Genomic DNA, 23,979 nt, shown 5'->3' with positions numbered 1-23,979 from the left:
CAATGAAACTGCGTCAATATCGCGTTTCGACGTCTTCCTTTGCGTGCGCCGTCGCTGCCGGGCAACAGAAGCGGTTGCGGATTGCGCTGCCAGTCAACACATTGGCGGACCGTCGCCGGAGACTTTGCCGCCATGATCGCCCGCTTCTTCGCCATTCCCCTGTGGCAGCGCACGGCCGCCGGTTTTGCCCTGGGTATTCTGGCGGGCCTGATCATGGGTCCGGCAGCAGAGGTCTGGCTGCAACCGATCGGCGACGTCTATCTGAACCTGATCCGGATGGTGGTTGCCCCCCTGGTCCTGTTCACCATCGCCTCTTCGATCGCGAAGTTGGGCGAAGGCGTCGGGGCGGTGCGCCTGGGCGTACGCACTATCGCATGGTTTGCGGCGACGTCCTTTCTCGCGGTGCTGGTCGGTCTGGGTTTCGGCCATCTGTTCGATCCGGGCGTCGGCCTTTCCAACCTGCCGCTGGGTGAGGTCAAGGACCGGGTCATCCCCACCCCGCTGGACGTTCTGATCGGCATCGTCCCGACCAATCCCTTTGCCGCCCTGTCAGAGGGCAAGGTGCTGCAGATCATCTTCTTCTCGGCCCTGGTCGGCACGGCCCTGGTGGCGCTGGGCGACCGGGCCCAGGGCGTGCGGCGTCTGGTGGATGAGGGCGCGGCCATCATCTTTCGCATCACCCGCTGGGTCATCCAACTGACGCCCTTTGGCGTGTTTGGCCTGATCGGTTCGGTCGTCGGGGGCTATGGCTGGGAGGCCCTGCTGCCGCTGGGGAAATTCATCCTCGCCATCTATGCCGCCTGCCTGTTCCACATCCTGGTGGTCTATTCCGGATTGCTGAAGCTGCATGGGCTGAAGGCCACCAGCTTCTTTCGCGGGGCCTTCGCGGCCCAGCAGACGGCGTTTGCCACCTCCTCCTCGCTGGGCACCCTGCCCATTACTCTGCGCCAGACGGTCGAGCGACTGGGCGTGCCCCAGGCCTATGCGGCCTTCGCCGTGCCCCTGGGGGCCAGCGTCAAGATGGACGGCTGCGGGGCCATCTATCCGGCGATCGCCTCCATCTTCATCGCCCAGTATTTCGACATCGACCTCAGCCTGACCCAATATGTCCTGATCGGCCTGACGGCGGTCCTGGGATCGCTGGGCACGGCGGGTGTGCCCGGCACCAGCATCGTCATGCTGACCCTGACCCTCTCGACCGCGGGCCTGCCGCTGGAGGGCATCGGCTATATCGTCGCCATCGACCGGATCATCGACATGATCCGCACCGCCACCAATGTCACCGGCCAGATGCTGGTCCCCGTCCTGGTCGCCAGGGAGGAAAACATTCTGAACCAGGGCATCTATGACGGCCACGTCGCCTGGCTGCCCGGCGACCCGGACGCCGAGACCCCCGAAACCGTCAAGGCCGCCGGCATCTGACCCTTGCAAGCCCGAGGCGACCGGGCTATGTCCCCGCCTCCCGTTTCACCACGGGCCCGAGATGGATGCTTAGCTCAGCGGGAGAGCACCTCGTTCACACCGAGGGGGTCGCAGGTTCAATCCCTGCAGCATCCACCATTCTCTCCAGGCATTGGCTAGTCGTCGGGAACATCGCTTCCCGGAATGGCGGGTTGCTACCAGGTTCGGCAGTCAAAGGTCCGCTTTCGCGAAGAGGGCAGATAGCCGGGCCCGAACCACTGCGGACATTCCTGCAGGCGGGCTATTCAACCGGCGCAACAGCCAGCAACCGGAAAACGACGGCTGCGGTTGCTCCGACCAGTCCTGTCTTCCAAGCCATGTCTAGCGCGGCCACGACTGTCAAAACGTCCAAATCCGAAAATGCGAGAAGCATCAACGGCCAAGGTGCGGCTCCAAGAAAAAAGCCCAAAGCTGTCCCGGTCCAGCCATTCAGCCAGCCCCAGCGGTATCGCTGATGAGCGATAAGAAGCGGTGTGATCACGAAGATTTCTACGGCCAGTGACATCCAGCCACCGACCGTCAGAATGAGCCAGAGCACGCTTATGGACAGGCTGTTGCCGAACTCTGTGGGCAAAAGGACGAGCCAGAGCACGGTCAGGCCGATTAAAGGACCGGCGACGTAGGCGACCGTCGCAGCCCTCCAAGATCGAACCTGTAATCGCCTTTTGTGCATGACGAAGCTTAGACATTGGGATCGACAAAAGTCGAATGTCCGCCTGTTGCACCTATTATGCTGTCCGCTCCCGACCCAGAGCGGACGCTTTGCAAAATGCCCTGAATGCTGAGCATCCTTCGCGAATAAGGAAGGAGCGGTATGAAATGAAGGAACAGAAACCATCGCTGGCGCACAGGTTGGCGTGGCTGTTTCCGCCAGTCGGCATACTTGTTTTTGCCTTCGTAATCGAAGGGCCAAAGCTGTTTAATTTCAACGACCCCCGAAACATGTGGGGAGGTATCGCTATGTTCGTTTATTTCGTGGGCTACGCAGCAATTCTTGCGAGGGACGCGATCAGACGACGGCAATTGTAGGCGCGTGCTCTGCCGCATCACTATCACTTAGGGTTTGGCTCAGGCCAAGGTCCGCTTTCCACCCTCAGCAGACTTCGAGAATGTCTGTTTTCAGGACGGTGCGTCCCTGCCCCGTCGCGCGGATGGCTACAGGCTGACCTGCCTCCAAGAAAGTTTCCGCAATCACCTCGACTTGCCGTGAACGGACCTGGAAGGTCGCGTGGACATGAAGGAGTTCGACATGGCCGATGAGCGGCGGTTCGCGGGGATAGAGGCCGGGGGTACCAAATTCGTCTGTGCTCTCGCGACAGCGGACGGTCGAACCCTGGCGCGCGAGCGGATCGGGACCGCCGACCCGGCGCTCACCCTATCGCAGACTCTTGAATTCTTTGGCCGGGCCGGACGCGAACATGGCGCACCCACCGCAGCGGGCATCGCCAGTTTCGGCCCGCTGGACCTGGACCCCGCCTCCCCTGCCTATGGCCGCATCGTCTCCACGCCCAAGCCGGGCTGGTCAGACGTCAATATTCTGGCGGCCGTGCGGGACGGTCTGGGCGTGCCGACGCGCATCGACACCGACGTCAATGCCGCCGCCATGGCCGAGGGTCGCCACGGCGCGGCGAAGGGATGCCACACCCATGCCTATGTCACCGTCGGCACAGGCATCGGCGTCGGCCTGGTCGCCGGGGGGCGTTCGCTGATCGCGCGCGGCCATGCGGAGATGGGCCATATCCCGGTGCCCCGCGCGCCGGGCGACGACTTCACCGGGGTCTGTTCCTATCACGGCGACTGTCTGGAGGGGATGGCGTCGGGCCCCGCCATGGCGGCGCGATGGGGATGCCCGGCCCAGGATCTGGTGCCCGATCATCCCGCCTGGGCGATGCAGGCCCACTATGTCGCCGCCCTGTGCTGCACCCTGATCTATACCGTCCGGCCGGATCGCATCGTCATCGGCGGCGGGGTGTTCGAGCAGCCCAGCCTGCATGCCCATGTCCGGCGCATGCTGGAGCCCATGCTGGCCGGTTATGGCCTTTCGCCCCACGAGCGCGACCTGCACACCCTGATCGTGGCTCCGGGCCTGGTCGAGACACCGCCCGGCCTTCTGGGCGCGCTGGAACTGGCCCGTCAGGCGGCGGACGGTTGATCCGCCGCTGTAACCGGTTACGCTGACTGCAAAACAAGACAGGGACAGGAAACCGATGGCCGATGTGCGCCTGAGCGGGGTGAAGAAGCGTTTCGGCGCGACCGAGGTGCTGAAGGGCGTCGATCTGGACATCGCCGATGGCGAGTTCGTGGTCTTCGTCGGCCCCTCCGGCTGCGGCAAGTCCACCCTGTTGCGGACCATCGCCGGCCTGGAAGAGCTGGACGCCGGGGAAATCGCGATCGGCGGACGCTCCGTCACCGGCCTATCCCCGTCCGACCGGGGCATCGCCATGGTGTTCCAGTCCTATGCCCTCTATCCGCACATGTCGGTCTATCAGAACATGGCCTTCGGCCTGACCCTGGCCAAGACGGACAAGGCCGAGATCGACCGCCGGGTGCGCGCCGCCGCCGCCGTGCTGAACATCACCGACTATCTGGATCGAAAGCCCAAGGCCCTGTCGGGCGGACAGCGCCAGCGGGTCGCCATCGGCCGGGCCATCGTGCGCGAGCCGCAGGTCTTTCTGTTCGACGAGCCGCTGTCCAACCTCGACGCCGCCCTGCGGGTTCGCATGCGGTATGAGTTCGCCCGCCTGCATGCCGAGCTAAAGACCACCATGGTCTATGTCACCCACGACCAGGTCGAGGCCATGACCCTGGCCGATCGCATCGTGGTGCTGTCGGCAGGCCGGATCGAGCAGGTCGGCGCGCCGCTGGACCTGTACGAATACCCCGCCAATCTGTTCGTGGCCGAGTTCATCGGCAGCCCCAAGATGAACCTGATCGCGGCAGAGGTGCTGGATGCGACCGGCATGGGCGCGACGGTTCGGACGGCGGGCGGCGACGTGATCAATGTCGCGGTCGATGCGGCCAAGGCCCGCCCCGGCGATGCGGTGACCCTGGGCATCCGCCCCGAACACCTGACCCTGAGCGGCAGTGGCGGCACGATCCAGGCCAGGGCCGCCTTCGTCGAGACCCTGGGCCATGCCACCTATGCCTATGCCGCCCATGGACAGGCGACCGAGACACTGACGGTCCAGCTGCCCGGCGAGGTACGCCCGGCGGTCGGCGATGCCCTGACCCTGTATGTCCCGGCCCATCAGGCCCATCTGTTCGCCGCCGACGGCACGGCTTTTCGGCGCCTGGCGCTCTGAGGCGACACCTCGGCTCCATGGCACAGCTTGACCTGAGCCGGGCCTCAGCCGACCCTTGAGGCTCCCCCCCGCGGTTACAGCAAAGTTGCGTCATGATTCATCGCTGCCTCCCTGCCACCGGACTGGCCTTGCTTCTGATGGTCTCGGCCGCGCCGGCCCTGGCCCAGCAGGGCACCCCCGATGCCAGCGGGGTCGTTCGCACGGTGCCTCGCCCGCTGGACCGCCCCTACCCCGGCGTGATCCGGCATCAGGTCGATGCCAGCGACGTGGAGCGCAAGATCGTTCGGGTGCGCCAAACCATGCCGGTGACCGGCCCCGGTCCCCTGACCCTGCTCTATCCGAAATTCATTCCCGGCAATCACGCGCCGACCGGTCCGATCCAGCTGGTGGCGGGCCTGGCCGTCATGGGCAATGGCGAACGGATCGCATGGCAGCGCGACACCCTGGACCCCTATGCCTTCCACCTGGACATCCCGGCGGGCGTCGATGAGATCACCGTCGATTTCCAGTGGCTGACCCAGCCGGACAACAGCGTGTGGCGCGTGGTCATGACGCCCGAGATGCTGAACCTGCAATGGGAAAAGGCCCTGCTCTATCCGGCGGGCTACGCCCACGACCAGATCACCTTCCAGACCTCGATCCGCCTGCCTGATGGGTGGCAGTATGGCGTGGCCCTGGATACCGCCTCCTTTGCCGACGGCGTCGCGACCTTTGCTCCGATCAGCCTGGAGATGCTCGCCGACAGTCCCCTGTTCGCCGGGGCCCACTATCGCCGCATCGACATCGATCCGGGCGGCCGCACCCCGGTGCACCTGCATATCGTCGCCGACAATGCCGCCGCCATCGCCCCGACGCCCGAGCAACTGGCCGGGTTCGAGGCCATGGTGGATCAGGCCGACCTGTTGTTCGGCGTACGTCCCTTCGACCGCTACGAGTTCCTGCTGGGCCTGACCTCTCGCATGGGCGGCATCGGGCTGGAGCATCACCGTTCCAGCGAGAACACAGCCCCGCCCGGCTTCTTCACCGAGGAAGGCTGGGCCGACAACTACAACTCGCGCACCCTGCTGCCGCACGAGTTCGTCCACTCCTGGAACGGCAAATTCCGTCGCCCCGCAGATCTTCTGACGCCCAATCTGAATGAGCCGACCCAGAACAGTCTGCTGTGGGTCTATGAGGGCCAGACCGAATACTGGGGCGAGGTTCTGTCGGCCCGCGCCGGTCTGGTCTCCAAGGAAGAGGCTCTGGTCAATCTGGCCGACGTTGCCGCCTTCTACGATCATCAGCCGGGCCGTGAGTGGCGCCCCCTTCAGGACACGACCAACCACAACCTGCTCGGCTATCGCACCACCAATCCGTGGTCGTCCTGGATGCGCGGCACCGGCGACTATTACCGTGAGGCCCTGCTGGTCTGGCTGGATGTCGACACCCTGATCCGGGCTGAGACCGGCGGCCGCAAATCCCTGGACGATTTCGCCCGTGGCTTCTTCGGGATCGAGGACGGCGTGTGGGAGGCTCGGCCCTATCGGTTCGAGGATGTCGTGGCGGCGCTGAATGCCGTCCATCCTTATGACTGGGCCGGCTTCCTGCGGAGCCGGCTCGATGCCGTGGGACCGGACGCACAGGCACCTCTGGATGGTCTGGAGCGTGGCGGCTACCGCCTGACCTATGTCGAGGAACCGTCAGAGGTCGAGCAGCGCCTGATCGGCGGCCTGGCCAACAATTTCCAGTATTCGCTGGGCTTCAACCTGTCGGGTACCCGCATCACCGGCATCCGGTGGGGCGGCCCGATGTTCGAGGCGGGGGTCGGCCCTGGTTGGACCCTGACCACGGTCAATGGTGAGCCCGGCTCGGCCGAGGCCCTGCGCAATGCCGTGACGGCGGCCAAAGGCGGTACCGAACCCATCGTGCTGGGCCTTCGCAACGGTGATCGCGAACGCACCGTGAGCTTCGACTACCACGACGGACTTCGCTATCCGCGGCTGGAGCGTATCCCCGGCACCCCCGACCGCATCGGCGACATTCTGGCACCGCGATCGCGATAGGGGCGAGGACCTACATGCCCCAGCATTCGCGGGGCATAGGCGTGCGCTCCAGTGCGGCAAAGGTTTCGGTGCACTGCGTGATGACCTGATCTGGCGACAGGGCCGCCCATTCCCCCCGAAGGGTGAGCAGCTCGGTCGCCAGGTCCGCATCCGTCTTGCCCTGACCGCGCTTCAGGTCGCACTGGTTCATCTGGAACTTCAGAGAGGCGATCGGCTTGCAGGCCGTCGGCAGGCCCTCAAACAGGGCGATCGCGCGCGCGGCGGTCATTGGGCCCTCGTTGACCGGCGGCACCGGGGCGGCCGGAGCGGCGGGCACCTCAGGCGCAGAGGGGGTCTTCTGTTCGGCTTCGCTGCACGCTGCGATCAGGGCAGTCAGAGCGAGCATGAGGGCGGCGGTCGATTTCGGCATGACTATCCCCTGTCGGATCAGGCCGTGATGAGGTCACAGGCGTCCGGTCCTGTCCATTCCGGATGCAAAGAAAAACGGGCCGGAGGTTGCCCCCCGGCCCGTCCTGTCTTGTCTCCTTCCCCGTGAAGGGGAGGGAAATCCGCTTACTTGACCTGCACCTTGGCGCCGGCTTCCGTCAGCTTCTTGGCCACTTCTTCAGCCTGCTGCTTGGAGACGTTCTCGACAACGTTGGTCGGGGCGCCTTCCACCAGGTCCTTGGCTTCCTTCAGGCCCAGGTCCGCACGAACGCCGCGGACTTCCTTGATGACGTTGATCTTCTTGTCGCCGCCGTCCAGCAGGACGACGGTGAACTCGGTCTGCTCTTCAGCAGCTTCGGCGGGGGCGGCGGCACCGCCACCGGCCGGCATGGCCATGGCGACCGGAGCGGCGGCGGAAACGCCCCACTTTTCTTCCAGCAGCTTGGACAGTTCGGCGGCTTCGAGGACGGTCAGAGCGGACAGGTCTTCGACGATCTTGGAGAGGTCAGCCATTGTAGTCTTCCTTCGGATGGATTGGGTTTTCTAGGAGGTATGCGGAGATGGAAGGGGGCGCTTAGGCGGCGTCCTTGGTGGCATAGGCGTTGAACACCCGGGCCAGTTGGCCGGCCGGTGCCTGCAGCACGCCTGCGACCTTGGTCGCCGGCGCATTGATGAGGCCCAGCAGCGACGCGCGGATCTGGTCCAGCGAGGGCAGCTTGGACAGGGTGTCCACGCCCTTGGCGTCCAGAACGGTGTCGCCCATGAAGCCACCCTGGACGACGAAGCGATCGTTGCCCTTGGCGTATTCGGCCGTGACCTTGGCGGCCGTGACGGCGTCGGGGGCATAGGCGATGCCGACCGGACCCTTGAACAGGGCATGGTGCGGACTGCCGTCAGCGGCCTCGAGCGCCTTCAGAGCCAGGCGGTTCTTCACGACCTTGAACGCGCCGCCTTCTTTACGAAGACGGCCACGCAGATCTTCCATTTCCGCGACGGTCAGGCCCAGGTTGTGGGCCACGACCACGGCACCCGCGTCGTTGAAGACGCCCTTCAGCGTCTCGATCGACTCGGCTTTTTGAGCGCGGTCCATAGCGGTCTCCGTTCGCGGTTTCGACGCCGGGAACAGCCCCGACGCCGCATAACCCAGGACGCAGGCGATTGCTCGCTCACGGCTCGGGTCGTCAGATTGTCCGAAGGAAGCGGCGGATGCCGTCGTCCGCACAAGGCGGTCGATCGACGATCGTTCGCGAACCAATCTCCCCACGGTGCCAGAGGGCTCTCTGGCGATTACGGCGCGGGTGACCCCCGTGCCCCGAAGTTCTCGGACAGGTCCATCACGACCGAAGTCGCGACGGGAAGGCGCGCTCTATACACCGCTTGTGCCGAAAATCAACCGCTGCTCGCAGCGGTCCTGTCCTCAGCGGGCCCTTATCGCGTACGGCTCTTGCTCGCCGTCGGCAGGCCATTCGGATCGCAGGCGAACTCGGCGCAGTATTTGGTCATCAGTTCGATCAGGAAGGCAGACAGCACCGGTGTCATCAGCTCCTGCATTTCGATCCCGACTTCCATCTGCTTGACGGCGATGGATTGCCCCATGGGCCCTTCAAAAAAGGCCACCAGAGCTTCCAGCTCCGTCTCGGTGAAGCGTTCCGCATACAGGGGCACGACGTCGGCCATCAGCCCTTCCATGGCCCGCATCAAGATGCCGGGCATGTTCTCGGCCATCCAGGCCCGCTCGGCGGCGGGCAGATTGTCCGTCTTCAGGAGTTCGTCCCTGACCTGAGCTTCCAGAACGTCGGCCAGATGATCGCCCACGGACAACTGAACATACCGCTCGGCCAGGGCCATCCGCCGCGACGCGCCCTCATCCTGGGCCAGAGCAGGTCCCGCCACCATCAGAACGGCGGCAAACAGAACGGCGAACACTCTCATCACAGGACCACCCCAAAGACCTCTTTCTTCAGCACAGTCCCGGTCCGCAGCCGATCTGGCAAGGGCCACCCTTGCCGCACGCAACAAAAAAGAGGCGGCGACCCTGCGGTCACCGCCCCTTTCCTGCTCAGTTTTGCGCTGTGGATCAGGCCGTCAGCGAGGCCGGATCAACCTTCACGCCCGGTCCCATGGTCGAGGACAGGGTGATGCGCTTGACGTAGGTCCCCTTGGCGCCGGACGGCTTGGCGCGGTTCAGGGCCTCGACATAGGCTTTCACGTTGGCTTCCAGGGCGTCCTGGGTGAAGGAGGCCTTGCCGATGCCGCCGTGGGCGATACCGGCCTTTTCGACGCGGAACTCGACCGCACCGCCCTTGGCGTCCTTGACGGCCTGGGCGACGTTCGGAGTCACGGTGCCGACCTTGGGGTTCGGCATCAGGCCGCGCGGACCCAGCACCTTACCCAGACGGCCGACCAGACCCATCAGGTCCGGCGTGGCGATCACGCGGTCGAACTCCATGAAGCCACCGTTGATCTTCTCGAACAGATCCTCGGCACCCACGATGTCGGCGCCGGCGGCGGTCGCTTCGGCGGCCTTGGCATCCTTGGCGAAGACGGCGACGCGGACGTCACGGCCGGTGCCGGACGGCAGGTTCACGACACCGCGGACCTGCTGGTCGGCGTGACGCGGATCGACGCCCAGGTTGACGGCGATCTCGATGGATTCGTCGAACTTGGCCTTGGCGTTTTCCTTGACCAGTTTCACGGCCTCGGAGAAGGACACCAGGTCCTGGGTGACGCCGGTACGGGCTTTCTGAGCCTTGGTTTGCTTTGCCATGGTCTTAGCCCTCCACCACTTGGAGACCCATCGCGCGGGCCGAGCCTTCGATGATCTTGGACGCAGCGTCCAGGTCGTTGGCGTTCAGATCCTTCATCTTCTTCTCGGCGATCTCGCGGATTTGGGCGCGGGTCACCTTGCCGGCGGTCTCACGGCCCGTCTTGGCCGCACCGGACTTGATCTTGGCCGCTTCCTTCAGGAACCAGGTCGCCGGCGGCGTCTTGGTGAAGAAGGTGAAGCTCTTGTCCTGATAGACGGTGATGACGGTCGGCAGGGGCGTGCCCTTGGCGATCGTTTCGGTCCGGGCGTTGAACTCCTTGACGAAGCCCATGATGTTCACGCCGCGCTGACCCAGGGCCGGGCCGATCGGGGGCGAAGGCGTGGCGGAACCCGCCGGCACCTGCAGTTTGATATAGCCCAGAATCTTCTTGGCCATTGGTCTCTCCTATGGAGCCCCGAACCCAATCGGGGCGGATGAGCCGTGGTCCGGCATGGCTGCCTCCCACGGATTTGTCCCGCCGCCGAAGCCACGGGAGGCGCGCGTGTAGCAGAAGGGCGGATGGGGGGCAACGTCTTCTCCCTCCCAGTGCGCGGGAGGGAGACGTGAGCTCGCCTCTTAGCCTGCGGTCTTCTCGACCTGATTGTATTCCAGATCGACCGGCGTCGGACGGCCGAAGATGGACACCGCAACCCGCAGACGCGCCGCGCCTTCGTCCACGCTTTCCACCTGGCCGTCGAAGCTGGCGAAGGGTCCGTCGATGACCTTGACCGTCTCGCCGATGTCGAAGCGGATGGTGGGCTTGGGACGCTCGACGCCCTCCTCTACCTGGCCGATGATCTGCTGGACCTCACGCTCGCTGACCGGCAGCGGCTTGGTGCCGCCCGCGGCGCCCAGGAAGCCGGTGACCTTGGGCGTGTTCTTGACCAGGTGATAGGCGTCGTCGGTCATCTCCATCTTCACCAGCACATAGCCGGGGAAGAATTTGCGCTCGGCGTTCACCTTGCGGCCGCGGCGGATCTCAACGACGTCCTCGGTCGGGACCAGAATCTCGCTGAAGCAGTCGGCCAGGCCCTGCTGGCGCGCCTGATCGCGCAGGTGCTCGGCGACCTTCTTCTCGAAGTTCGAATAGGCGTGGACGATGTACCACTTGTGGCGGGGATTGGCGGGCGCGGGGGTCGCGACGTCGGTCATGAGCGCGTCTCCTTACGAGCCGAAAGCGATAATAGCGCGGAAAGCGATGGTCAGCAGCGAATCGACCACGAAGAAGAAGACAGCAGCCAGCAGCACCATGATGAAGACCATCACCGAGGTGATCCAGGTCTCCTTGCGGCTCGGCCACACGATCTTGCGCCCTTCGGCGCGGACCTGGGCAAAGAACTGCATCGGCGAGACGCGCGGCTTGGCCGGACCTGCGTCCACCGTCACCGTCTGGCCCGCCGGGGCGGTCTGGGGTCCCGGACGGCGACCGCCCGGAGTTTTGGCCTTGGCCATTATCGTCTCTTCAAACACATGATCCTGTCACCCCAGATGGGAAGACCCGACCGGTTGCGACAGAGGGAAGGATGGCAGGAGTTGGGGGACTCGAACCCACGACCCCCGGTTTTGGAGACCGGTGCTCTACCAGCTGAGCTAAACTCCTAGACAAATCCCGAAGTCCCATGAGCGAACTCACGGGCGATCGACTTCGCCAGAGCGGGGCGTATGCCCGACCCGGCGAGGCATTTCAAGCGCGAACACGGTCTGGCCGGTTCAGTCGTCTGCGCGCTCGGCGATGGCGGCGGCTTCGGCAGCCTTGTTGACGACCTGTTTGAACAGCAGCTTGTCGATCCGGCGGTCGTCCATATCGACGACCTCCACCTCGAACCGGCCGATCTGCAGGACTTCGCCTTCATCCGGCACGCGCGACAACTGGTGCAGCACCAGGCCTGCCACGGTGTGGAAACCCTCGGCCTCGCCGAAATCCTCGCCCAGGATGTCGGCCAGTTCGTCCAGATCGGTCTGGCCGTCGACCATCCAGGTGCCGTCCTCACGCTCGCGTACATTGACGTCGGCATCATCGTGCCCCTCGTCGAAGTCGCCGGCGATCATTTCCAGCAGGTCAGTGGCCGTCACCACCCCCTCAAAGGCCCCGAATTCATCGACCAGAAAGGCCATGTGGACCTTCGACGCCTTCAGAATCTCCAGCGCTTTCAGCACCGAGGTCGACTGGGGGATGAAGGCGGGGATCTGGACGTGCTTCTCGATATTGAACTCGCCATTGTCCAGCAGGCTGTCCAGCAGGTCCTTTTTGTGCACGACGCCCAGCGGATTATCGACGTCGTTCTCCTTGGCCACCACGATGCGCGAATAAGGGCAGGTCCGCACTTCCTCGCGCAGAACGGCTTCCGAATCATCCAGCGCGACCCAGAACACCTCGTGGCGCGGGGTCATGGCGACGCGGATCGGCCGATCGCCCAGACGCAGGATCTCCTCGATCATCGTCTGTTCCTCGGGCTCGATCAGACCCGACGCCGTACCCTCGGCGATCATGGTCTCGACCTCCTCCTGGGTGACGTCGCTGCCGTCCCGGTCCTTGACCCCCAGCACCTTCAGAATGCCCGAGGTGGAGGCCGTCAGCAGGACAACGAACGGATGCAGCACGATTGCCAAGGTCGAGATGGGTGCCGCCATCTTGGCCGCGATGCTCTCGGGGAAGATCAGTGCCAGCCGTTTTGGCACCAGCTCGCCCACGATCAGCGAGATGTAGGTGATGCAGATGACGACAACGGCGGTAGCGAAGACTTCCGTATAGGCCGCCAGCGCGGGAACGGTCCGCTCCAGGATGAGGTTCAGCTCGCCCGCGATAGCGGCCTGACCATAGGCACCGGCCAGAATCCCGATGAGGGTGATGCCGACCTGGACAGCGGACAGGAAATGCGTCGGATCTTCCGACAGCTTCAGCGCAGCCCGAGCCCCCTTGTCGCCGCGTTCCGCCCTGCTTTGCAGCTTTGACCGGCGCGAGGAGACGACCGCCAACTCGGTCATGGCGAACAGGCCGTTGAGCACCACAAGGAGCAGAACGACGGCGATGGCGATGGCTAACATTTAGGGGGAGGTAACCTGCGCGGCGCAGCGTTCGGCATCCGCAAAGACGACATTAGGCCAGGACAGGCCTTTGCGCCATGGATTCTTCGCTCAGCGCGTCGGCCCCGCCTCGACCGAGCCATAGGCACCCGCGGACCCGTCGTCGGGGCCGAGGGCGGCACAGGCCGACATGCCCAGCAGTGTGCCGATGAACAGTCCGATATGAAGCGCACGCCGCATGGGTTAACAAAATCCTAACATCCGTCTTGCGAACGTAGGGATCAGTCGGCGGTTCCCGGCAAGGAGGTTCGCCCGCAGCGCGAGAGAACATGGCGCGAGGCGTCAGCTCTCTTGCCGAGGATAGGTCAGGGTCGCACGCACCCCAGGATGGCCCGGCTCGATCAGGAACTGTCCCCCCAGTTGTCCGGCCAGGCCGCGCACGATGTTCAGGCCGAGGCTGCGGGTCTTGTTCAGGTCAAAGCCGGCGGAGAGCCCCTGACCGTCGTCCCGAACCTCCAGGACCCGCTCCTGCCCGACCTCGCTCAGGCCGATTTCGATCCGCCCTGCCCGGCTCGGCAAGGCATGTTCAAGGGCGTTGTTCACGCATTCCAGCATGGTCAGCATGACTGGCGTCGCTTCCTCTGCCGTCAGGGTCAGCCGCCCGTCCCTGACGTCAACGACGACGTCCTCCCGGGCAGCTGCGGCCAAGGCATCGGCACACAGGTCCCGCGCGACCTCATCGAAAGGCGTAGCCCGTCCATCAGCGTCAGACAGGCCCCTTTGCACCTTAGCGATCAGGGCCGTGCGGGTGGCGGCCTCATTCAGGACGCGCTTGGCCTGGGTATCCGAAGTGATTCCGGCCTCCAGCTTCAGCAGCGCACTGACGACCTGAATGTTGTTCGACACCCGGTGCTGCAGCTCGCGGTAAAGCAGGTCCCGACTGTGGGCCAGGGCCGTGCTGCGCTTGACCTCCTCCTCAAGGTCCCGCGTCGCCGAGGTCATGCCGACGATAAAGAAGATGTCGACCGCCACCACGAAGGCGAAGAAGCCCAGGGCAACCCCGGTCGCTACACTCCAATCGAAGCCCGGGGCCCCGATCCAGAACCACCACGCCGACAGGCCCGACAACACGGACGTCAAAATTGCCGGACGCAGACCCGCGAAATAGGCCACCACCACCACGGCGGGGAAAAAGGTCAGATAGGGGAAGCCCGGCGGGAACCAGTCGGCCAGGCCTGCGCGCAACAAGAACGCAGCCAGCCAGGCACCCACGGCCAGTCCATAGCCGAGCACCGGTTTGCTTCTGAAGGACTCGGCCTGCACGTTTCACCCTCTTCCAGTCCGACAGCCTCGCCAAGAGCGCCAGAAAAAGCAAAGAAATTAAGCTCAGCTACGCAACGGCGCATGAACTGTCCGACAGCGTACATCAGACATTTCGCCCAACAGAAACCCCCGCCGGTTTCCCGACGGGGGTCTTTGTAGTGGGCCTTAGGCGCTTGCGCGCGGCTTTAGGCCATTCGTCTGCGCTCGGCAGCGGGGCCAAGCAGGCCCCGCCTTGGAGCATCCAGCCTCTATCAGGCCAGGATCTTGGCCACGACGCCGGCGCCGACGGTGCGGCCGCCTTCACGGATGGCGAAGCGCAGCTTCTCTTCCATCGCGATCGGGGTGATCAGCTCGACGTTCAGCTCGGCGTTGTCGCCCGGCATGATCATCTCGACGCCTTCCTTCAGCGTCACGATGCCGGTCACGTCCGTCGTGCGGAAGTAGAACTGCGGGCGGTAGTTGGTGAAGAACGGCGTGTGACGGCCACCCTCTTCCTTGGTCAGGATGTAGGCCTCGGCCAGGAACTTGGTGTGCGGCGTGATCGAACCGGGCTTGCACAGAACCTGACCGCGCTCGACGTCTTCACGCTTGGTGCCGCGCAGCAGCACGCCCACGTTGTCGCCCGCCTGGCCCTGGTCCAGCAGCTTGCGGAACATTTCCACGCCCGTGCAGGTCGTCTTCTGAACCGGACGGATGCCCACGATCTCGACTTCCTCGCCGACCTTGACGATGCCGCGCTCGACCCGGCCCGTCACCACGGTGCCGCGGCCCGAGATCGAGAACACGTCTTCCACCGGCATCAGGAACGGCAGGTCCACCGGACGCTCCGGCTGCGGGATGTAGGCGTCCACCGTCTCCATCAGCTTCAGAACCGACTGCTCGCCGATCTCCGGATTCACGCCGTCGGTCGCGGCCTTGGCCGAACCCGCCGTGATCGGAATCTCGTCGCCCGGGAACTGGTAGCTCGACAGCAGCTCGCGGATCTCCATCTCGACCAGCTCGAGCAGCTCGGCGTCGTCGACCAGATCCACCTTGTTCATGTACACGACCAGCGCCGGCACGCCGACCTGACGGGCCAGCAGGATGTGCTCGCGCGTCTGCGGCATCGGGCCGTCAGCGGCCGAAACCACCAGGATCGCGCCGTCCATCTGCGCCGCGCCCGTGATCATGTTCTTCACATAGTCGGCGTGGCCAGGGCAGTCGACGTGAGCATAGTGACGGTTCTCCGTCTCATATTCCACGTGCGCCGTGTTGATCGTGATGCCCCGCGCCTTCTCTTCCGGCGCAGCGTCGATGTCCGCGTAGTTCATCGCCTTGGCACCACCGGCCTTCGCCAGCGTCATCGTGATCGCCGCCGTCAGCGTCGTCTTGCCGTGGTCAACGTGACCAATCGTGCCGATGTTGCAGTGCGGCTTAGTCCGCTCAAACTTTTCCTTGGCCATTCTCTTCTCTCCGTCCCCTGAACAGGGGGCTTATCCTAGGGTTTTCAGGGGGCCCGGCGGGTTCGACCCGCCGGGAACCTAAAGGGATTTAGGCGGAATATTTCTTGATCACTTCGTCGGCGACGTGTTGCGGCACCGGCTCATAGTGGTCGTACTGCATGGTGAAGGCCGCCCGGCCCTGCGACATCCCGCGAAGGGTGTTCACATAGCCGAACATGTTGGCCAGCGGCACGAAGGCGTTCACGACGGTGGCGTTGCCGCGCATGTCCTGACCCTGGATCATGCCGCGACGGCCGTTCAGGTCGCCGATGACCGAGCCGAGGTAATCCTCGGGGGTCACGACCTCGACCGCCATGATCGGCTCGAGCAGCTTGGGCGAACCCTTCTCCTTCAGTTCGCGGAAGGCGGCGCGGGCCGCGATTTCGAACGCCAGCACGCTGGAGTCGACGTCGTGGAACTTGCCGTCCGTCAGGGTGGCCTTGAAGTCGATCAGCGGGAAGCCAGCCAGCAGGCCGTTGTCCTTGGCCGACTCGATGCCCTTCTGAACGCCCGGGATGTATTCCTTGGGCACCGCACCGCCGACGATCGAGTTCTCGAACACGAAGCCCGAGCCGGGCTCGCCCGGTTCGAAGGTGATCATGACGCGGGCGAACTGACCCGTACCACCGGTCTGCTTCTTGTGGGTGTAGTCGATCTCGGCCTTGCGACCCAGGGACTCGCGATAGGCCACCTGCGGCGCGCCGATGTTAGCCTCGACCTTGTAGGTACGCTTCAGGATGTCGATCTTGATGTCGAGGTGCAGTTCACCCATCCCCTTCAGGATGGTCTGACCCGACTCGTGATCGGTCGAGACGGTGAAGGACGGATCCTCCGACGCCAGCTTGGCCAGGGCGACGCCCAGCTTCTCCTGATCGGCCTTGGACTTCGGCTCGACCGAGATCTCGATCACGGGGGCCGGGAATTCCATCTTCTCGAGGATGACCGGCGACTTCAGCGGATCGCAGAGGGTATCGCCCGTGCGGGTTTCCTTCAGGCCGGCCAGGGCGACGATGTCGCCAGCATAGGCTTCCTTGATGTCCTCACGGTTGTTGGAGTGCATCTGGAGCATGCGTCCGACGCGCTCCTTCTTGTCCCGGCTGGAGTTCAGCAGGCTCTGGCCGGTTTCCATCTTGCCCGAATAGATGCGGCAGAAGGTCAGCGAGCCGACGAAGGGGTCGTCCATGATCTTGAACGCCAGGACCGACAGAGGCTCGTCGTCCGACGCCTTACGCGTGACGGGCTCTTCGGTCTTGAAGTCGATGCCGGCGGTCGGCGGGATGTCCAGCGGCGACGGCAGATAGTCGACCACGGCGTCCAGCAGCGTCTGCACGCCCTTGTTCTTGAAGGCCGAGCCGCACAGGATCGGATAGAAGGCACCGGTCAGCACGGCCTTGCGGATGCACTTCTTGATGACCTCTTCCGAAGGCTCATTGCCCTCAAGGTAGGCTTCCATCGCCTCGTCATCCAGCTCGACGGCGTTGTCGATCAGGTACTGGCGCGCTTCATTGGCTTTTTCGACCAGATCATCAGGGATCGGCACGTCCTTGTAGGAGGCGCCCAGGCCGTCGTTGTCCCAGACCACGCCGGTCATGCGGACCAGGTCCACCAGGCCCGTCAGGTTGGACTCGGAGCCGATCGGGAACTGGATCGGCACGGCCTTGGCACCCAGACGGTCGCGGATCGACTCGACCGACTTGTCGAAGTCAGCACCGATCTTGTCCATCTTGTTGACGAAGACGATGCGCGGAACCTTGTACTTGTCGGCCTGACGCCAGACGGTTTCGGTCTGCGGCTCGACGCCGGCATTGCCGTCCAGCACCGTCACGGCACCGTCGAGCACGCGCAGGGACCGCTCGACCTCGATGGTGAAGTCCACGTGTCCGGGCGTGTCGATGATGTTCAGGCGCTTGCCCTGCCAGAAGGCGGTCGTCGCGGCGGACGTGATAGTGATGCCTCGCTCCTGCTCCTGGTCCATCCAGTCCATGGTGGCAGCGCCGTCGTGGACTTCGCCGATCTTATGGTTCTTGCCGGTGTAATACAGGATCCGCTCGGTCGTCGTCGTCTTGCCCGCGTCGATGTGGGCCATGATGCCGAAGTTGCGGTAGTCCTCGAGCTTGTGAGTGCGGGCCATGAAAGCGTGCCTTGAAGGGGTGGTTCAGGACGCAGGGTGCGCCCTCGGGGAGATCGATCGGTTTCGGATAATGGAGCGCGGGCGATTTAGCTTAAATCGCCCGCGTCGGATACCCGATAGATAGTCAGCGCAGATGACGCTTTGAAGGCGTTACCAGCGGTAGTGCGAGAAGGCGCGGTTGGCTTCGGCCATCTTGTGGGTGTCTTCGCGCTTCTTGACCGCGGTGCCGCGGTTGTTCGAAGCGTCCAGCAGCTCGGCGGCCAGCTTCTCGGTCATGGTGTTCTCGCCGCGCTTGCGGGCGGCGTTCACCAGCCAACGGATGGCCAGAGCACGGCGGCGGTCCGGACGGACCTCGACCGGCACCTGATAGGTGGCACCACCGACGCGACGCGAACGGACTTCGACCGACGGCGCGACGTTGTCCAGGGCGCTGTGGAAGGTCGCGACCGGCTCCTGGTCCTTCTTCTTTTCGGCCAGGATGTCGAACGCGCCATAGACGATGTTCTCGGCGACGGCCTTTTTGCCCTCGTACATGACGTAGTTCATGAACTTGGTGACGATCAGATCCTTGTACTTGGGATCCGGCAGGACTTCGCGTTTCTGGGCGCGGTGGCGACGTGACATGGGCTGGGCCTTCTAAATCGATATCGGACAGCCGGTCCGGGCCTACGGGCCCGGCACCGACGAATGGAATGGAGGGGTCGCTTACTTCGGACGCTTGGCACCGTAGTGCGAACGGCGCTGCTTGCGGTCCTTGACGCCTTGCGTGTCGAGCACGCCGCGCAGGATGTGATAGCGAACGCCGGGCAAGTCCTTCACGCGGCCGCCGCGGATCAGGACCACCGAGTGCTCCTGCAGATTGTGGCCCTCGCCGGGGATGTAGCACACCGCCTCGATGCCCGTGGTCAGGCGCACCTTGGCGACCTTACGCAGAGCGGAGTTCGGCTTCTTCGGGGTCGTCGTATAGACGCGGGTGCAGACGCCGCGGCGCTGCGGGCAGCCCTTCAGCGCGGGAACCTTGTTCCGGACGGGCTTGGGGGCGCGCGGCTTGCGCATCAGCTGGTTGATCGTGGGCATTGAAGTCTCGTCTCTTTCAATCGGTGGGGGCGTGTGCCTGTCGGCCGGAGCGCCCCGAATGCCTTCTTTTTGAACGGAACGTGATGCTCCGTCCGGGTGTTTATCTCGAGCCGTCCGTGCTTCGATCGCACCCCCGGCATCCGGGCGAACCGGAAAACACAAAGGGCCGGAACGCGCGCTTTGGGCGTTCCGGCGGGCACAGCCCGTCCGCTCGATTGTCACGATCACTGCCGACCAGCGAACCGATCAGCCTCGAAAGTAGGCGGCGTTTACGCCAGGGGTGGTCTGCGGTCAAGGGCGGCACCCTTGGGGCGATGCCCGACCCCCTTGCGACGGAAACCGTGACGATTGCCGTTAACTGCCTAAGACGCCCTCCCCGTTTGCCAGAACAAAGACGCACGACATGACCGCAACGCCGATCTCGCCAGGCCCCCTGCCAAAGAAGCCTCGCCCTCGTCGCCGCAACGGCATGACGCTGGCCCTGGCCATCGGCGCGGGTGTGCTGGCGCTGATCGCGATCTGGTTCTTCTTTCTTCGGGGGGGCGACGACGCCGACCCTTACCGCACCGAGGCCGTCTCGCGCGGCGAGATCGTGCGCAGCGTGTCAGCCTCCGGCACGCTGGAGGCCCTGGTCACCGTCGAGGTCGGCTCGCAGATTTCCGGCCAGGTGACACAGGTCCTGGTCGACTACAATGACCGGGTTACCCGCGGTCAGACCCTGGCTGTTCTGGACCCCCAGAATCAGCGGTCGGCCGTCGAACAGTCTCAAGCCCAGATCGCCTCGGCCCAGGCCCAGGTGAGCCAGGCCGAGGCCCAGGTCGCCCTGGCCCAGGCCGAATACGACCGCCAGAAATTCCTGTTCGACCGGGGCATCGTCGCCCAGGCCGCCCTCGATACGGCCTCGGCCTCACTCCGCACCGCCCGGGCCAGCGTTCAGAGCGCCAACGCCCAGGTCCGCCAGCAGCAGGCTTCCCTGCGCGCCAACCAGGCCACCCTGGGCCGCACTTCGATCACCGCTCCGATCAGCGGCATCGTTATCGATCGCCAGATCGAGCCGGGCCAGACGGTCGCCTCTGGTCTGAACGTCGCCGTCCTGTTCACCCTGGCCCAGGACCTTGGCCGGGTTCAGGCCCTGATCAGCGTGGACGAGGCCGACATCGGCTCGGTGCGGCTGGGCCAACCGGTGAGGTTCACGGTCGACGCCTTCGCCAACGACAATTTCACCGGCGAGGTGACCCAGATCCGAATGTTGCCGACCGCCGAGTCGAGCGTCGTCGCCTATACGGTCGTGGTCGAGGCCGACAATCCCGGCGAGCGGCTCCTGCCGGGCATGACGGCCAATGCCGACATCATCCTGGAACAGCGTCGCGGCGTGCTGCGGGTGCCGAACTCGGCCCTGCGCTTCACCCCGGCGGGGGTCGAGGCCGAACAGCCCACGCGCCGGGCTGGCGGCGGTTCTGGCGCAGCCGCCCCCCCCGGAGGCGGAGGACAGCGTTCCGGCGGGCGCGGCAACATGGCCGCCTCCATCATCGCCGAGCTGAACCTGGATGCCGCGCAACGGGCCAAGGTGCAGCCGATCCTGGATCGCGCTCAGCAGGAAGCCAGGGCCGCTGCTCGGGCCCAGGGTGGTGGCGGTCAACGCCGCCGCGGCAACAACCCGGCCATGGCCGCCGCCTTCAACAAGGCCTTCGACGAGATCAAACCCCTGTTGCGGCCGGACCAGCAGACGACGCTGGAGACCCTGCGCGGCCGTTTCGCGGGCGGCGGCGGACGCGGCACGGTCTGGGTCCTGGTGGACGGTGAGCCGGTTCAGCGTTCGGTTCGCACCGGGGCGACGGACGGCAGCTATACCGAGGTCCTCAGTGGTCTGAACGAGGGCGATCAGGTCATTACGGGTGGTGGTCCCCGTGCGGTCAACACCCAGGCCCAGGCCCAGGCGGCCCGCATGGCGGCCAGCGGCGGGGCCGGTCGCGGAGGTCCCCGTGGCTTCTGATATGCCAGCTCCCACCGCCATGATCGCCTTCGAGGGGCTGACCAAGACCTATGTCATGGGCGACGAGGTCATCTCGGCCCTGGGCGGCGTCTCGCTCAGCATCGCGCGCGGCGAGCATGTCGCCATCGTCGGCCCCTCCGGCTCGGGCAAGTCGACGCTGATGAATGTGCTGGGCGGGCTGGATCGTCCCACGGGCGGCATCTACCGGTTCGAGGACGAGCCGGTGGCCGATTTCGACGACGATCAGCTGGCCGATTTCCGCAATCGCCGCATCGGCTTCATCTTCCAGTCCTTCCAGCTCCTGCCCCGCCTTACGGCGGTCCAGAACGTCGAGCTGCCGATGATCTATGCCGGCATTGCCCCGGCTGCTCGCAAGGCCCGTGCCGTTGAACTGCTGCAGCGCGTCGGCTTGGGAAACCGCCTGAACAACCGCCCCACGCAGATGTCGGGCGGTCAACAGCAACGCGTCGCCATCGCCCGCGCCCTGGCCAACGGCCCTGACCTGTTGCTCGCCGACGAGCCTACAGGGGCCCTGGACACCGCCACCGGCCAGGAAGTCCTGGCCCTGTTCGATGAACTGAACGCCCAGGGTCTGACCCTGTGCATTGTCACCCACGATAACGAGGTTGCCGCCCGCGCTCGCCGCCGGATCGCCTTCCGCGACGGCCATATCGTCAGCGATGATGGGAGCCTGTGATGAACCCCATCGAACTGGTCCGCTTCGCCGTGGGTGCCATCGCCGCGCACCCCATGCGCAGTGCCCTGACGTCTCTGGGCGTCGTCATTGGCGTGGCCGCAGTGATCATGATGACCGCCATCGGATTGGGCGCGCAGAAGCAGGTGGAAGAGGCGCTTTCGAGCCTGGGCACCAATATGCTCGTGGTCCGGCCCGGCGCTCCCCGGGGCGCAGGTGGAGGCTTTGTGCGCGGGGCTGGCGGTTCGGGCGCGACGCTGACCGTCGATGACGCCGAAGCCATCGTGACCCTGGATGGGGTTCGCGCCGTCTCGCCGGCCATCAATGGCGGGGCGCAGCTGGTTTACAACGGAGCCAACTGGTCCAGCCGGATCGAAGGGGTCACGCCCGACTATCTGATCGCCCGCGACCTGGAGATTTCATCCGGCCAGATGTTTGACCAGGCCGCCGCCGAGAGCGGGCGCAAGGTCGCCGTCCTGGGCCAGACCGTCGTCAACGAGCTGTTCGGCGAAGGTGTCGATCCGGTTGGCCAGCGCATGCGCATCGGCCCCATTCCGTTCGAGGTGATTGGCGTCCTGGCCCCCAAGGGACAGTCAGGCTTTCAGGATCAGGACGACATCGTCGTCATTCCCTTGGACGCCGCGCGCTCACGCGTCATCGGCCGGGGGCCCAACTCCCGCGGCAACAGCGTGAACCAGATCTATGTGAAGGCCGTCGACGAAGAGGCCCTGTATCCGCTGGAACAGGACCTTGCCGAACTGCTGCGCGAACGCCACCGCATCCGCCCGGGACAGGAGGACGACTTCAGCGTTCAGAACCTGACGTCGATCCAGGAGGCAGCCCAGGCCTCCACCGCCACCTTCACCATCCTGCTGGCGGCCGTTGCGGGGGTATCGCTGGTGGTCGGCGGCGTGGGCATCATGAACATCATGCTGGTCTCGGTGACCGAGCGGACGCGCGAGATCGGCCTGCGGATGGCGATCGGAGCCAAGCGGTCGGATGTCCTGATCCAGTTCGCGCTGGAATCCGTTGCTCTATCGCTGCTGGGCGGCCTGCTCGGGCTGGCGCTGGGCGTCGGCGGGGCCCTGCTGATGGCCCAGTTCGGCGATTGGCCGTCGGCGATCCCGGCCTGGGCGGCTCCGCTGGCGATCGGCTTTTCGACGTTTGTGGGCGTGGTCTTCGGGGCCTATCCCGCCTGGCGCGCGGCTCAGCTTGATCCGATCGACGCATTGCGCCGCGAATAGGCCACCAGATCGACACCGTTGCCCCCTCACCTGACCTCAGTCGGGTGGCGAGGGCATATGGCGGGGCAGACAGCACAAAGGGCGCGCCATCAAACGCTGACGCTGATCGCGGTTTCGGCCGTGGCTCACGGCGCGGTGCTGGGTGCTTTGGCCCTGCGGACCTTCGACCCTCTGCCCACAGGCCGTACCGATCCGCCGTTGATCTATCTGGACATTGAGCCGCGTCCTCTTCTTCCGGGCGAGACGGCTCGCACGCCTCGCCCGACCGCCAGCCCGCCTGAGCTTGCCGAGACGCAGCCAGACCGGACCGTCAACACACGCCAGACCGTCCCGACGCCGGATCGCGAAGACGATGAAGATCCAGACGCCCCCATCGTGCGGCCTTCGGATCGAGCCGGGGGTGCCCCCGCCCCCTCCCCTGGTCTGGATGACGGCTGGCGCGTGGCACCGGGTGGTACGCGCGAGAGTGTCGGGCGATCGCTGCGAGGATCTGTCGTGGGCTGCGACATGCGCAACGGCCGTATGAGCCCGGCTGAACAGGCCATCTGCGACGAGCGCTTCAACGCCGCAGCCGGCCGCGCCGCGCCGATCACCGGCAGCGACGACGCCGAACGCGATGCCCGGTTCGCGCGGGAGGGAGCTGGCCGACTGGCCGAGTATGAAGCCCGCCGCCGTCCCCTGTCGGGCGGCACCGGCGTGGTCGGCCCCTCCGACGGTGTGGGCTCGAACTTCGGCACCGGAACGGCCGGGGCACACCTGGATCCCTCATTCCAGCCGGATTCGAACCAGAACATCCGCACACGCCGCGACGGTTCCCGCGCCAGCGGCACCCCTCTGACCCCCGGCGGCAGCTCTCCTCGCGAGAGGCGGTGACGGACAAGCTCGCCCCGCTGGCTGAACGGTAGACGCCCCAAGAAAAAAGGCGGCTCCGTTGCCGGGGCCGCCTTTGTTCCTAGTCAACCGCGAACGGGTGA

At 65.2% G+C, this 23,979-nt stretch carries 24 protein-coding genes and 2 tRNA genes; 9 read left to right on the top strand and 17 right to left on the bottom strand.

Going from position 1 to position 23,979, the window contains the following annotated elements:
• The first annotated feature begins 132 nt into the window (after positions 1-132).
• Together JIP62_RS00540 and JIP62_RS00535 are read left to right on the top strand one after the other, a co-directional pair.
• The gene (locus JIP62_RS00540) at positions 133-1,422 is read left to right on the top strand and encodes a dicarboxylate/amino acid:cation symporter (protein WP_201103035.1); all 1,290 of its coding nucleotides are present in this window, start codon (positions 133-135) and stop codon (positions 1,420-1,422) included.
• Between the two features lie 63 nt (positions 1,423-1,485).
• Positions 1,486-1,560 (top strand) — tRNA-Val (locus tag JIP62_RS00535).
• A gap of 142 nt (positions 1,561-1,702) precedes the next feature.
• Here JIP62_RS00535 and JIP62_RS00530 read toward each other — a convergent pair.
• Positions 1,703-2,053, bottom strand: a complete 351-nt coding sequence (locus JIP62_RS00530; protein WP_201103034.1) for a hypothetical protein — start codon at positions 2,051-2,053, stop codon at positions 1,703-1,705.
• Positions 2,054-2,695: 642 nt separating this feature from the next.
• Between JIP62_RS00530 and JIP62_RS00525 the strand changes: the two genes are divergently transcribed.
• The 3 genes from JIP62_RS00525 to JIP62_RS00515 all read left to right on the top strand — a co-directional run bounded on the left by JIP62_RS00525 (position 2,696) and on the right by JIP62_RS00515 (position 6,805).
• Complete coding sequence (locus JIP62_RS00525; protein ID WP_201103033.1) at positions 2,696-3,613, top strand: ROK family protein; 918 nt, start codon at positions 2,696-2,698, stop codon at positions 3,611-3,613.
• A 55-nt stretch (positions 3,614-3,668) separates the two neighbouring features.
• A complete protein-coding gene (locus JIP62_RS00520) occupies positions 3,669-4,763 on the top strand; it encodes an ABC transporter ATP-binding protein (RefSeq protein ID WP_201103032.1) in 1,095 nt (364 codons plus the stop codon).
• Between the two features lie 92 nt (positions 4,764-4,855).
• Positions 4,856-6,805, top strand: coding sequence for a M61 family metallopeptidase (locus JIP62_RS00515; protein WP_201103031.1), 1,950 nt, complete (start codon positions 4,856-4,858; stop codon positions 6,803-6,805).
• A gap of 10 nt (positions 6,806-6,815) precedes the next feature.
• Here the strand turns inward: JIP62_RS00515 and JIP62_RS00510 are convergent, their stop codons facing one another.
• The 16 genes from JIP62_RS00510 to rpsL all read right to left on the bottom strand — a co-directional run bounded on the left by JIP62_RS00510 (position 6,816) and on the right by rpsL (position 19,074).
• Positions 6,816-7,214, bottom strand: a complete 399-nt coding sequence (locus tag JIP62_RS00510) for a hypothetical protein (protein WP_201103030.1) — start codon at positions 7,212-7,214, stop codon at positions 6,816-6,818.
• A gap of 143 nt (positions 7,215-7,357) precedes the next feature.
• Positions 7,358-7,744 (bottom strand): 50S ribosomal protein L7/L12, encoded by a 387-nt coding sequence (rplL, locus tag JIP62_RS00505; protein WP_201103029.1) that lies wholly within the window; start codon positions 7,742-7,744, stop codon positions 7,358-7,360.
• 61 nt (positions 7,745-7,805) lie between these two features.
• Positions 7,806-8,321 carry a 50S ribosomal protein L10 gene (gene rplJ, locus JIP62_RS00500; protein ID WP_201103028.1) on the bottom strand — a complete coding sequence of 172 codons (516 nt, stop codon included), beginning with the start codon at positions 8,319-8,321 and terminating at the stop codon, positions 7,806-7,808.
• A gap of 338 nt (positions 8,322-8,659) precedes the next feature.
• Positions 8,660-9,163, bottom strand: a complete 504-nt coding sequence (locus tag JIP62_RS00495) for a DUF2059 domain-containing protein (RefSeq protein WP_201103027.1) — start codon at positions 9,161-9,163, stop codon at positions 8,660-8,662.
• 145 nt (positions 9,164-9,308) lie between these two features.
• Positions 9,309-9,998 carry a 50S ribosomal protein L1 gene (rplA, locus tag JIP62_RS00490; protein ID WP_201103026.1) on the bottom strand — a complete coding sequence of 230 codons (690 nt, stop codon included), beginning with the start codon at positions 9,996-9,998 and terminating at the stop codon, positions 9,309-9,311.
• A 4-nt stretch (positions 9,999-10,002) separates the two neighbouring features.
• Positions 10,003-10,434, bottom strand: coding sequence for a 50S ribosomal protein L11 (rplK, locus tag JIP62_RS00485; protein WP_201103025.1), 432 nt, complete (start codon positions 10,432-10,434; stop codon positions 10,003-10,005).
• A gap of 180 nt (positions 10,435-10,614) precedes the next feature.
• On the bottom strand, positions 10,615-11,190 hold the full coding sequence (nusG, locus tag JIP62_RS00480; RefSeq protein ID WP_201103024.1) for a transcription termination/antitermination protein NusG: 576 nt from the start codon (positions 11,188-11,190) through the stop codon (positions 10,615-10,617).
• A gap of 12 nt (positions 11,191-11,202) precedes the next feature.
• Positions 11,203-11,490: a preprotein translocase subunit SecE gene (secE, locus tag JIP62_RS00475; RefSeq protein WP_201103023.1), complete on the bottom strand. Its 288-nt coding sequence runs from the start codon at positions 11,488-11,490 to the stop codon at positions 11,203-11,205.
• A 72-nt stretch (positions 11,491-11,562) separates the two neighbouring features.
• A tRNA-Trp gene (locus JIP62_RS00470) sits at positions 11,563-11,638 on the bottom strand.
• A 110-nt stretch (positions 11,639-11,748) separates the two neighbouring features.
• Positions 11,749-13,083 (bottom strand): hemolysin family protein, encoded by a 1,335-nt coding sequence (locus JIP62_RS00465; RefSeq protein WP_201103022.1) that lies wholly within the window; start codon positions 13,081-13,083, stop codon positions 11,749-11,751.
• Between the two features lie 90 nt (positions 13,084-13,173).
• Positions 13,174-13,302 carry a hypothetical protein gene (locus JIP62_RS15185; protein WP_269145463.1) on the bottom strand — a complete coding sequence of 43 codons (129 nt, stop codon included), beginning with the start codon at positions 13,300-13,302 and terminating at the stop codon, positions 13,174-13,176.
• A gap of 102 nt (positions 13,303-13,404) precedes the next feature.
• Positions 13,405-14,355, bottom strand: coding sequence for a sensor histidine kinase (locus JIP62_RS00460; protein WP_230974797.1), 951 nt, complete (start codon positions 14,353-14,355; stop codon positions 13,405-13,407).
• A 281-nt stretch (positions 14,356-14,636) separates the two neighbouring features.
• A complete protein-coding gene (tuf, locus tag JIP62_RS00455; protein WP_201102799.1) occupies positions 14,637-15,827 on the bottom strand; it encodes an elongation factor Tu in 1,191 nt (396 codons plus the stop codon).
• 88 nt (positions 15,828-15,915) lie between these two features.
• Positions 15,916-17,997, bottom strand: coding sequence for an elongation factor G (gene fusA / locus JIP62_RS00450; RefSeq protein ID WP_201103020.1), 2,082 nt, complete (start codon positions 17,995-17,997; stop codon positions 15,916-15,918).
• 150 nt (positions 17,998-18,147) lie between these two features.
• Positions 18,148-18,621 carry a 30S ribosomal protein S7 gene (gene rpsG, locus JIP62_RS00445; RefSeq protein WP_201103019.1) on the bottom strand — a complete coding sequence of 158 codons (474 nt, stop codon included), beginning with the start codon at positions 18,619-18,621 and terminating at the stop codon, positions 18,148-18,150.
• Between the two features lie 81 nt (positions 18,622-18,702).
• Positions 18,703-19,074 carry a 30S ribosomal protein S12 gene (rpsL, locus tag JIP62_RS00440; RefSeq protein ID WP_166604991.1) on the bottom strand — a complete coding sequence of 124 codons (372 nt, stop codon included), beginning with the start codon at positions 19,072-19,074 and terminating at the stop codon, positions 18,703-18,705.
• Positions 19,075-19,477: 403 nt separating this feature from the next.
• Here rpsL and JIP62_RS00435 point away from each other — a divergent pair, with 403 nt between their 5' ends.
• Genes JIP62_RS00435 through JIP62_RS00420 form a run of 4 tightly spaced genes read left to right on the top strand, consistent with a single transcriptional unit; the run spans position 19,478 to position 23,878 of the window.
• Positions 19,478-21,067 (top strand): efflux RND transporter periplasmic adaptor subunit, encoded by a 1,590-nt coding sequence (locus JIP62_RS00435; RefSeq protein ID WP_201103018.1) that lies wholly within the window; start codon positions 19,478-19,480, stop codon positions 21,065-21,067.
• On the top strand, positions 21,057-21,764 hold the full coding sequence (locus tag JIP62_RS00430) for an ABC transporter ATP-binding protein (protein ID WP_230974796.1): 708 nt from the start codon (positions 21,057-21,059) through the stop codon (positions 21,762-21,764). Before JIP62_RS00435 ends, JIP62_RS00430 begins: the two co-directional genes overlap by 11 nt.
• Positions 21,764-23,005 (top strand): ABC transporter permease, encoded by a 1,242-nt coding sequence (locus tag JIP62_RS00425; RefSeq protein ID WP_201103017.1) that lies wholly within the window; start codon positions 21,764-21,766, stop codon positions 23,003-23,005. The genes JIP62_RS00430 and JIP62_RS00425 overlap by 1 nt, the downstream gene beginning before the upstream one ends.
• A 57-nt stretch (positions 23,006-23,062) precedes the next feature.
• Positions 23,063-23,878, top strand: coding sequence for a hypothetical protein (locus JIP62_RS00420; RefSeq protein ID WP_201103016.1), 816 nt, complete (start codon positions 23,063-23,065; stop codon positions 23,876-23,878).
• The last annotated feature ends 101 nt before the right edge of the window (positions 23,879-23,979 follow it).

This window comes from Brevundimonas vitisensis (genome assembly GCF_016656965.1).
Taxonomy (GTDB): Bacteria; Pseudomonadota; Alphaproteobacteria; order Caulobacterales; family Caulobacteraceae; genus Brevundimonas; species Brevundimonas vitisensis.
Note: the sequence above shows the minus strand (reverse complement) of the source record. Positions and strands in the feature narration are given on the sequence as shown.